Origin of the sequence: Kitasatospora sp. NPDC059571, assembly GCF_042735675.1 — a bacterium.
Taxonomy (GTDB): Bacteria; Actinomycetota; Actinomycetes; order Streptomycetales; family Streptomycetaceae; genus Kitasatospora.
The window spans coordinates 1-9,457 of sequence record NZ_JBHWBW010000308.1 but is presented as its reverse complement, the minus strand read 5'-3'; the positions used below and the strand labels follow the sequence as shown (position 1 = coordinate 9,457).

Below are 9,457 nucleotides of genomic sequence, written 5' to 3'. Positions count from 1 at the left end.
CCCGTCCCGCCGCGCGCCGCCGGGAGCCGCGCCCCGGGCCACACCGGCTCGCAGAAGGTGCTGGTGTTTCATGCCTTCTAATTGCACTGGCCGCGGGTGCCCAGCATGACCAGGCCGGTGATCAGCAGGAAGATGGCGATCGGCAGGAAGACGTACAGCCCGAGGGTCTGTCCGAGGCTCAGGCCGGTACCCGCCTGCTCACCGTCGTCCTGGGTCAGAGCCATGGCGGGCGACGTCATCAGCATCATCAGCGTGGCCGCCGCGGTGACCGCACCGGCGCGCATTGCGTTCCTCTTGTCCACGTTTTCCACGGTACCGGCCGGTCAGCGGGCGACGCTCGGCGGGGTGCGCCTTCCGGGCCCGGCGGCCAGGGCGGCCGTCAGCCGGGCGGTGGAGGGCGCGGCGGCCAGCTCGTCGAGGGTGACCGGGCGGCCGGCCGCGTCCGCCACCGGCAGCCGCCAGTTGGGGTACTGGTCCCAGGTGCCCGGCAGGTTCTGCGGGCGCGGGTCGCCGACCGCGTCCGGCAGCCAGACCCCGACCAGCGCGGCCGGCGTCGCCAGCAGGTAGCCGTACAGCGCCTCCGGGGTGAGCGGGGCGCCCTCGGGCAGCAGGCCGAGCCGGGTCAGCTCGGCGCGCCACTCGGCGAGCTCGGCGGCCGCCTCGTCCTGCTCCTCGGCGAGCGGCCGGGCCAGCAGGCCCAGCCGGTGCCGCAGTTCGACGTGCTCCCCGGTCAGCCGGGCCGCGGTGGACGGCAGGTCGTGGGTGGTGAGGGTGGCCAGGCAGCCGGCCCGCCAGCGCTCGGGCGGCAGCACCTCGCCCTTGTGCCGCCAGTCGCGTTCGAACCAGAGCACCGAGGTGCCGAGGACACCGCGGTCCGCGAGCTCCTCGCGGACCCCGGGCTCCACCGTGCCGAGGTCCTCCCCGATCACGTACGCGCCCGCCCGGTGGGCCTCCAGGGCCAGCACCCCGAGCATCGCCTCGGCGTCGTAGCGGACGTAGGCGCCGCGGGTGGGCGGGTGCCCGGCCGGCACCCACCAGAGCCGGAACAGGCCCATCACGTGGTCGATCCGCAGCGCCCCGGCGTGCCGGGCGGCGGCCCGCAGCAGCTCGGCGAACGGCTGGTAGCCGGCCTCGGCGAGCGCGTCCGGGCGCCACGGCGGCAGCCCCCAGTCCTGGCCGTGCGCGTTGAAGGCGTCCGGCGGGGCACCGACCGAGATGCCCGCGGCGAGCACGTCCTGCAGCGCCCAGGCGTCCGCGCCGTCCGGGTGCACGCCGACCGCCAGGTCGTGGATCAGGCCGACCGCCATCCCGGCCTCCTCGGCGGCCCGCTGCGCCGACCCGAGCTGCTCGTCCACCTGCCAGGCCAGCCAGCGGTGGAAGCCGATCCGGTCGGCGAGCCGCGCCCGCTCGGCGGCCACGTGCGGGCCGTCCGGGCGGCGCAGCCCCTTCGGCCAGCCGTGCCGGTTCGGGCCGTGCTCCTCGGCGAGCGCGCACCAGGTGGCGTACCGCTCCAGCCATTCGCCCTCGCGCGCGGTGAAGGCGTCCAGCGCGGCCTGCCGGCCGACCGTGCGCGGCACCGCGTACAGCACCTCCAGGGCCTGGCGCTTGAGCGCCCAGACGGCGTCCCGGTCGATCAGGCCGTCGTGCTCCAGCACCTCGGCGCGCAGCCGCTCCGCCCGCGGGGCGAAGGCGCGCAGGTCGGCGTAGGCGTACTCGGGTACCGCCTCCACCCGCAGGTGGACCGGGTCGGCGAAGCGCCGCGAGGACGGCCGGTACGGCGACGGGTCGGAGGGCTCGCCGGGCATCCCGGCGTGCAGCGGGTTGATCTGGAGGAAGGAGGCGCCGAGGCCGTCGCCGGCCCAGCGCGCCAGGTCGGCGAGGTCGCCCAGGTCGCCCATGCCCCAGGAGCGGCCGGAGAGCACCGAGTACAGCTGCGCCAGGAAGCCCCAGCCGCGGCCCTCGGGCTGGGGCAGCCGGGCGGGGGCCACGATCAGCGCGGCGGACGCCGAGCGCGGGCCCGCGGTGGCGGTCAGCCGGTGCCGGCCCAGCGGCAGGTCGGCGGGCAGCCAGTGCGAGTGGCCGCGGGGCAGCCGCCAGTCGCCGCCGTCCTCCAGCTCCACCAGCAGGTCGGCCTCCGCGGGCAGGTCGAGAGCGGTGCGGCGGCCCTGACGGACCACCACGCACGGCGGCAGCAGCCGCGCGGCGGTGCGCACCCGGTGCTCCTCCAGTGCCGCGCGCGCCGCCTCCGGCGTCGAGGCGTCCACGCCGAGCGCCGCCAGCACCGCGATCAGGGTGTCCGGCCCGACCGGCACCGGGCCGCTGCCCGGGTCGTAGCTGTCGTCCACCCCGTACGCGTGCGCCAGGGCCGCCAACTCCGGTGGCGCGGGCGGCGCGTCCTCGGCGGGCAGCTGCTCGCCCCCGGTCTGGTCACGGTCGAGGTATGCGGCCACTCTGCGGCTCCCTGCGGTCAGCCCGACACCGAACAGGCACAGTCCTACCCGCCGCCGCCGCGCCCGACCCCGACCGACACGGACCGGTCGATCGGCGGGACGGGTGAACCTGGCCCGCGGCCCCGGCCATCGAGGCGGGTAGTCGCACATATCGGGCATACACGTCACCGCCGTTGACACCCGCCCTGGCAGCTGGTGGGCTGGCCCGGGCGGAGCGGGTGCAGGTGGTGAGCCGGATGGGGAGCCGGTGAACCTGCGGGTTTTTCGGTGTGAGGAGGTCCGGTGCAGGCACGGGTGTCGGTCGCCGCGGGACGGCGGCTTCGCCAGCAGCTCGAGCAGAGCCCTGCGCTGCGCGAACTCCTCCAGCACCCGGCCGCGTTGACGGCCCGGCGGACGGCCGCCCGGACGGCCCGCCAGCTGGCCCCGAAGGCCGCCGACCGCTTCATCGCCGACATCAAGGGCACCCCGCCGCTGCTGGCCTCCGTCCGCGCCGAGCGCCGCCGGCCCGGCCGCCGCAGCTCGCTCCAGCTGGCCGCGACGCTGTCCGCCGCCGCCGTGGTCGGCGGCCTGCTGGCCGGCCCGGCCGTCTCCGCCGTGCCGACCGCCGCCGACCGGCCGGCCACCAGCGCCCCGCTGACGCCGCTCGGCTCGATCACCGAGCCCCGGGTCTTCCCCCGCCCGCAGCAGCTGGCTGCGGCCGGCACCCCGGTCGCCGTCCCCGACACGGTGTCCCTGGTCGCCGCCGACCACGCCGACGGCCCCGCGCTGGACGCCGTCCGGCAGGTCCTCGGCACCGCGGGCGCCACCGACATCGTGGCCGCCCCCGGCACCGCGGAGCCCGCCGCGGGCTCCCTGGTGGTGTACGTCGGCGGACCGGCGGAGGGCTCCGGCCACGACACCGACCGGATGCTCCAGCGGCTCGCCGCCGCCGCCGGGCGGCCCGCCGCCGACCTGTCCACCGTCGGCCTGCCGGCCGGCGGCTACGTGCTCGCCGCCGGCTCGCTGCCCGCCGCGGGCGGCGGCAGCTACGGCGCCGTGGTGCTGGCCGGCGTCGACCGCACCGGCACCTTCTACGCGGCGCAGAGCCTGCGCCAGCTGCTCGCCCCGCTGGCCGCCGGGCAGGGCCAGGGCGCATCCGCGGCGGGCAAGGGCGTGCCCGGCGTGGTGCTGCGCGACTGGCCGACCGGCGCCCCTGTGCGCGGCACCGCCGAGTCGTTCTACGGCACCCCGTGGACCACCGATCAGCGCCTGGACCAGCTGGACTTCCTCGCCCGCACCAAGCAGAACTTCTTCCTCTACGCGCCCGGCGCCGACCCGTACCGCACCAGCCGCTGGCGCGAGTCCTACCCGACCGGGCAGGCCGACGACCTGCGCCGGCTCGCCGAGCGGGCCCGGGCCGACCACGTCGTGCTCGGCTACTCGATCGACCCCGGGCAGTCGTTCTGCTACAGCTCGGGCAAGGACGTGGACGCGCTGGTCGCCAAACTGGACGGGCTGCGCCGGATCGGCTTCGGCGCCTTCCAGCTGCAGTTCCTGGACGTCAGCTACGACGAGTGGCACTGCGCCGGCGACCGGCACCGCTACGGCACCGGGCCGGCCGCCGCCGCGAAGGCCCAGGCCGAGCTGGTCGCGCAGGTCCAGCAGCGGCTGATCGCCGCGCACCCCGGGCTGGCCCCGCTCTCGGTGGTGCCGACGGAGTACCAGAAGCAGGGCGAGACGCCGTACCGGAAGGCGCTGGCCGGCCTGCTGCCGGCCGGGGTGCAGGTGGCGTGGAGCGGCGGGGCGGTCATCCCCGCGACCGTCTCCGGCGGCCAACTGGCCTCGACGGCCGGGCTGTTCGACCGCCCGCTGATGACGCTCGACAACTACCCGGTGAACGACTCCAGCCCCGACCGGCTCTTCCTCGGCGGCTACACCGGCCGCGACCCGGCGGTGGCCACCCGCTCCGCGGTGCTGCTGACCGCCGCGATGGCCCAGCCGGTCGCCTCCCGGCTGCCGCTGGCGACCGCCGCCGACTTCGGCTGGAAGCCGGAGGGCTACCGGGCCGCCAACTCGCTGGCGTCGGCGGTGCACGCCGCGGCCGGCGGCGGCGGGGCGAGTGCCGAGGCGGCGCTGGCCGCGCTGGCCGGCAACAGCTCCTCCTCCCCGCTGGACAAGCAGGAGTCCGGCTACCTCCAGCCGCTGCTGGACCACTTCTGGTCGGTCCTGGAGCCCGCCTCGGGCACCGCTCCCGACCAGGCCAGGCTGCAGGAGGCCGCGGCGCCGTTGCGGAGCGCGTTCGCCACCATGGCCGGCGCCCCCAAGGCGCTGGCGGGCGAGCCGATCGCCGCCGACGCCGGGCCGTGGCTGGACCGGCTGGCCGCGTACGGCCGGGCCGGGCAGGCGGCGGTGGCGATGCTGCTGGCGCAGCGCGGCGGCGACGGCAGCGCGGCCTGGCAGGCCCGGGTCGACCTGCGGCAGCAGCGCGAGCTGCTCGCCCAGGGCGCGGTGACGCTCGGCGCCGGGGTGCTGGACCCGTTCCTGGAGCGGGCGCTCAAGGACGCCGACACCTGGTCCGGGGTGAGCGCCGGGTCCGCCGCACCGACCAGCACGATCGGGACGGCCGACGACCACGCGCCGTCGCTGATGGCGGACGGCGCCGCGGACACCTTCTACTGGAGCTCGGCCCCGCCGCAGGCGGGCGACGCGGTCGGCCTGGACCTCGGCGCCGGGCGCCCGGTGGGCCGGGTGACCGTCCTGATGGGCTCGTGGGGCGACGGCCCGGACGCGGCCACCGCGGCCGACGACTACCTGCACGACGGCGTGCTGGAGTACGCCGACGGGTCCGGCGGCTGGCGGCAGCTGGCGGTGGTGCACGGGCAGAAGAGCGTCTCGGTGACGGCGCCCGCGGGCACCGTGGCGAAGGCCGTCCGGCTGCGGGCCAGGACGGCGCAGAAGACCGCGATCGCCGTCCGGGAGTTCTCGGTGACCGCGCCGGACGACAACCCGGCCGTGGTGACCGGGCCGCCCGCCGCGCCCGGCTCGTCCCCGGACGCGGTGCTGGACGGCAACCCGGACACCGCGTTCCGGGCCGCCGAGCCGGCGACCGCCGACACCGTCCCGCTGACCGTGGAACTGGGCTCGGCCCGGCCGATGGACCGGGTGACGGTGCTGACCGACCCCGGGGTGCAGGCCGCCGCCACCGTGGAGATCCGCGGCACCGACGGCGCCTGGACGCAGATCGGCGCGCTGCGGCCCGGCTACAACGAGCTCCCCGCCGGCGGCCGGGCCGCCGACGCGATCCGCCTGGTGTTCGCCCCGGGCGGGCAGGCGCCGGTGGTCAACCAGGTGGTGCCGTGGTACGCCGACGCGCCGGCCGCGCGGCTGAGCCTGAGCGACTCCAGCGTCGACGTGGTGGCCGGCCAGGCGGTGCCGGTGCAGACGTCCGCGGTGCTGGAGTCGGGGCGCCCGGAGGGCACCACCGGCGAGCTGAAGGCGGAGGTGCCGACGGTCGCGAAGGGGCTGACGGTGACCCAGGGCGCCGCGGTGGCGGTGCCGCGCGGCGGGCGGGTCGGCGTGCCGCTGCGGGTGGCCGCGGCGGCCGGCACGCCGTCCGGGACGTACCAGGTGCCGGTCACCTTCACCGCGGGCACGCTGACCGTGCGGCAGGTGCTGGCGGTGCACGTGGTGCCGCCGACCGGCGGTCAGGACCTGGCGCGCGGGGCGGTCGCCACCTCCTCGGCCGACGAGACGCCGGACTTCCCGGCCGCGAACGTGAACGACGGCGACCCGCGCTCGCGCTGGTCCTCGCCCGCCGACGACAACGCCTGGGTGCAGCTCCAGCTGCCGCAGCCGGCCCGGCTCGGCTCGGCGGTGCTGCACTGGCAGGACGCGCACGCCTCGGCGTACCGGCTGGAGTCCTCGGCGGACGGCGTGACCTGGACGACGGTGGCGTCGGTGGACGACGGCGCGGGCGGCGTGGAGACGGTGCGGTTCGACGCGCCGGGCACCCGCTTCCTGCGGATCCAGGGGGTGAGCCGGGCGACCAAGTACGGCTACTCGCTCTGGGGCGTCGAGCTGTACGCCGTCACGCCCTGACCAGCAGGCCGGCGAGATCGGTCAGCGAGGTGAGCGCCCCGGGGGTGTGCCCGGTGCGGTCGAGCAGCCGGGCCTGCAGCCCGGCGGCGCGGGCCGCGGCGACGTCCTCCACGGGGTGGTCGCCGACGTGCAGCACCCGGCCGGGCTCGGTGCCGAGCCGCTCGGCGGTGATCAGGTAGATCGCCGGGTCGGGCTTCTGCACGCCGCACTCGGCGGGCCGGACCACGGCGGTGAACAGCGGGTCGAGCCCGGTCCAGGCGAGTTCGGCGTTGCCGTTGGTGGTGAGGGCGAGCGGCAGCTCGGCGGCGAGCGCGGTCAGCACCCCGCGGACCTCGGGGAAGAGCCGGGTGGCGGCCGCCCGGGCGGCGGTGAACTCCTCGTACAGCAGCGCGGCCAGCTCGGGCCGGGCGGGCGCGCCTCGCCGGACGGCCTCGGCGAAGCCGGCCCGCCGCAGCTCGGCCAGGGTGGCGCCGGGCAGGTCGGCCGCGACCTCGGCGCGCACCTGCTGCAGCCAGGCCGGGTCGGCCGGCGGGCCGCCGGTCTCCCGGCCGAACACCGCGGCGGCGTGCGCGATGGCGGCCTCGAACGAGGCCCGGAAGTCCCAGAGGGTGTCGTCGCCGTCGAACGAGAGGGCGGCGATCGGGAGCGGCACGGGCGGTCTCCTCGGACGGTGCGGCGGACGACGGCGGGCCGCCGACGCTCCCGCTGGGGGTGCGCCGGCGGCCCATGAGGCGTACCGAAGTCTGACGGGCAGGCCCTTGTCTGTCAGGCGGAGAGCGGTTCCGGGTGCTCGCCGCGGCGGGTGGGGTGGGTGCGGACGGCCGGGGCCGGCAGAGCACCCGCGTGGTCCGTATGGTCGTGGTGCTCGTACTCGCGGAACTGGTCGAGCCCGCCGTACGGCTCCAGGTAGGGCCGCCAGCGCGGGTCCTTGATCCCGGTGCCGATGACGCGCCAGGCCAGGCCGCTGGGCGGGGCCGGGGGACGCTTCATCCGCCAGCCGAGCTCGGTGAGGTGCCGGTCGGCCTTGACGTGGTTGCAGCGGCGGCAGGCCGCCACCACGTTGTCCCACCGGTGCTGGCCGCCCCGGCTGCGCGGAATGACGTGGTCGACGCTGGTCGCGGCGGCCCCGCAGTACACGCAGCGCCCGTGGTCGCGGGCGAACAGGGCGCGGCGGGTGAGCGGGACGGGCCCGCGGAACGGGACCCGCACGAAGCGGGTCAGGCGGACGACGGACGGGGCCGTCACGGTGTCGGTGGCGCTGTGCAGAGTGATTCCGGAATCCTCCAGGCTGATCGCCTTGTGGTTGAGGACCAGGATGAGGGCGCGGCGGGTCGAGACCACACCGAGTGGCTCGTACGACGCGTTGAGGACCAGGACATGCGGCACGGAGGCCTCCTTGGACGCCTGCGGCGCGTGGCTCGCGCCGGGACGAGCGGGTGATCGCGGCGACGCGATCTCCACCAGTGTCGCCTTACCTCTTCGTACGGCGCCACCACTCCTGTGTAACGGACCGGATGTGGAATCCGTCATAGCGGATATGCCCCTGCGCCCCGCGCGGTGCACCCATCGCTGCCGGTGGGGGGCGGTACGGGGCCCGGCGGCGGGCTGACGAGCCGTCCGGGGGGCGGCGCCGGGGCCGATAGGGTTGGACGGGACGGCCCGCCGGCCGGGCCGTCGCCGGTGCCGCGCGCCGGCCGCAGCCCGCACCTCGGAAGGCCCGCACGTGTTCCGGTCCGGTGTCACCGGCCTCCTGGCCGAAGCCACCCCGTCCCCCGCCCAGCCGAGCCTGGACCTCAGGCTCCCCACCAGCACGGACGAGGTCACGGCCTCCACCAAGCAGGCCGCGAGCTGGCTGGACCAGAACTGGCAGAGCTGGGTCGAGGGCGGGGTGCGCATCGTCTTCATCGTGCTGCTGGCCCTGGTGCTGCGGGCCGTGGTCCGCAAGCTGATCACCCAGCTGATAGCCCGGATGGGTCGCCCGGGCGAGGACGAGGCGGAGACCCGGCTCGGCGGGCTGCTTGCCAACAGCGGCGTGGTGAACACCGAGCGCCGCCAGCAGCGGTCCGAGGCGATCGGCTCGGTGCTGCGCAGCGTGGCGTCGTTCTCGATCCTGGGCACCGCGGCGCTGATGGTGCTCTCCGCGCTGGGCGTGAACCTGGCACCGCTGCTGGCCAGCGCCGGTGTGGCGGGTGTGGCGATCGGTTTCGGCGCCCGCAACCTGGTCACCGACTTCCTGTCCGGCGTCTTCATGATCATGGAGGACCAGTACGGCGTCGGCGACGAGATCGACACCGGGGTGGCCACCGGCACCGTGCTGGAGGTGGGCCTGCGGGTCACCAAGCTGCGCGGGACGGGCGGCGAGATCTGGTACATCCGCAACGGCGAGGTGAAGCGGATCGCCAACATGAGCCAGGGCTGGAGCACCGCCGCGGTCGACGTCCAGGTCGGCTACAAGGAGGACCTCTCCCGGGTCGAGGAGCTGATCAAGGACGCCGCCGAGCAGCTGTCCAAGGAGACCCCGTACGACGAGCTGATCTGGGGCCGGGTCAAGGTGCTGGGCGTGGACTCGGTGGCGACCGACTCGCTGGTGCTCAAGGTGGAGGCCCGGACGACGCCCGGCAAGTCGGCGCAGGTGGCCCGGGCGCTGCGGCAGCGGCTCAAGCTGGCCTTCGACCAGGCCGGCGTCAAGCTCAAGGAGGAGGCGGCCGCGGCCCCGGCGGCCTCCGCCGCGGCGGTGGAGTTCCTGCCGCCGTCGGTGCTCGCCGATCCGCACTCGGTGCGCTCGGAGGCGACCAAGCCGATCCCGGTGCAGACCGCCGAGTAGACGGACGACGCGAAGGCCCCCCACCCCGGGGGGGGCGGGGGCCTCGTGGGGTACCGGGCGGGGCCCCGGACCCCCGGGAACGCATAGAGAGTGGTGGTATTAAAAA

The 9,457-nt window shown here is 76.4% G+C and carries 6 protein-coding genes; 2 read left to right on the top strand and 4 right to left on the bottom strand.

Annotated features, from left to right (window positions below; all coding sequences use genetic code 11):
• Positions 1-77 precede the first annotated feature (77 nt).
• Together psbW and malQ are read right to left on the bottom strand one after the other, a co-directional pair.
• Positions 78-302: a photosystem II reaction center protein PsbW gene (gene psbW, locus ACFV0G_RS27265; protein WP_380553342.1), complete on the bottom strand. Its 225-nt coding sequence runs from the start codon at positions 300-302 to the stop codon at positions 78-80.
• Between the two features lie 21 nt (positions 303-323).
• Positions 324-2,450 carry a 4-alpha-glucanotransferase gene (gene malQ, locus ACFV0G_RS27260; RefSeq protein ID WP_380553339.1) on the bottom strand — a complete coding sequence of 709 codons (2,127 nt, stop codon included), beginning with the start codon at positions 2,448-2,450 and terminating at the stop codon, positions 324-326.
• Positions 2,451-2,732: 282 nt separating this feature from the next.
• On the opposite strand from malQ, the gene ACFV0G_RS27255 reads away from it, so the two are divergent.
• Entirely contained in the window at positions 2,733-6,527 is a 3,795-nt protein-coding gene (locus ACFV0G_RS27255) for a beta-N-acetylglucosaminidase domain-containing protein (RefSeq protein ID WP_380553336.1), read from the top strand.
• Here the strand turns inward: ACFV0G_RS27255 and ACFV0G_RS27250 are convergent.
• Complete coding sequence (locus ACFV0G_RS27250) at positions 6,517-7,179, bottom strand: HAD family hydrolase (RefSeq protein WP_380553333.1); 663 nt, start codon at positions 7,177-7,179, stop codon at positions 6,517-6,519. The two genes, ACFV0G_RS27255 and ACFV0G_RS27250, sit on opposite strands and share 11 nt — an antisense overlap.
• Before the next feature lie 113 nt (positions 7,180-7,292).
• Positions 7,293-7,913, bottom strand: a complete 621-nt coding sequence (locus ACFV0G_RS27245; protein ID WP_380553330.1) for an HNH endonuclease — start codon at positions 7,911-7,913, stop codon at positions 7,293-7,295.
• Positions 7,914-8,313: 400 nt separating this feature from the next.
• Between ACFV0G_RS27245 and ACFV0G_RS27240 the strand changes: the two genes are divergently transcribed.
• Positions 8,314-9,351: a mechanosensitive ion channel family protein gene (locus tag ACFV0G_RS27240; protein ID WP_380553345.1), complete on the top strand. Its 1,038-nt coding sequence runs from the start codon at positions 8,314-8,316 to the stop codon at positions 9,349-9,351.
• Positions 9,352-9,457: the final 106 nt, after the last annotated feature.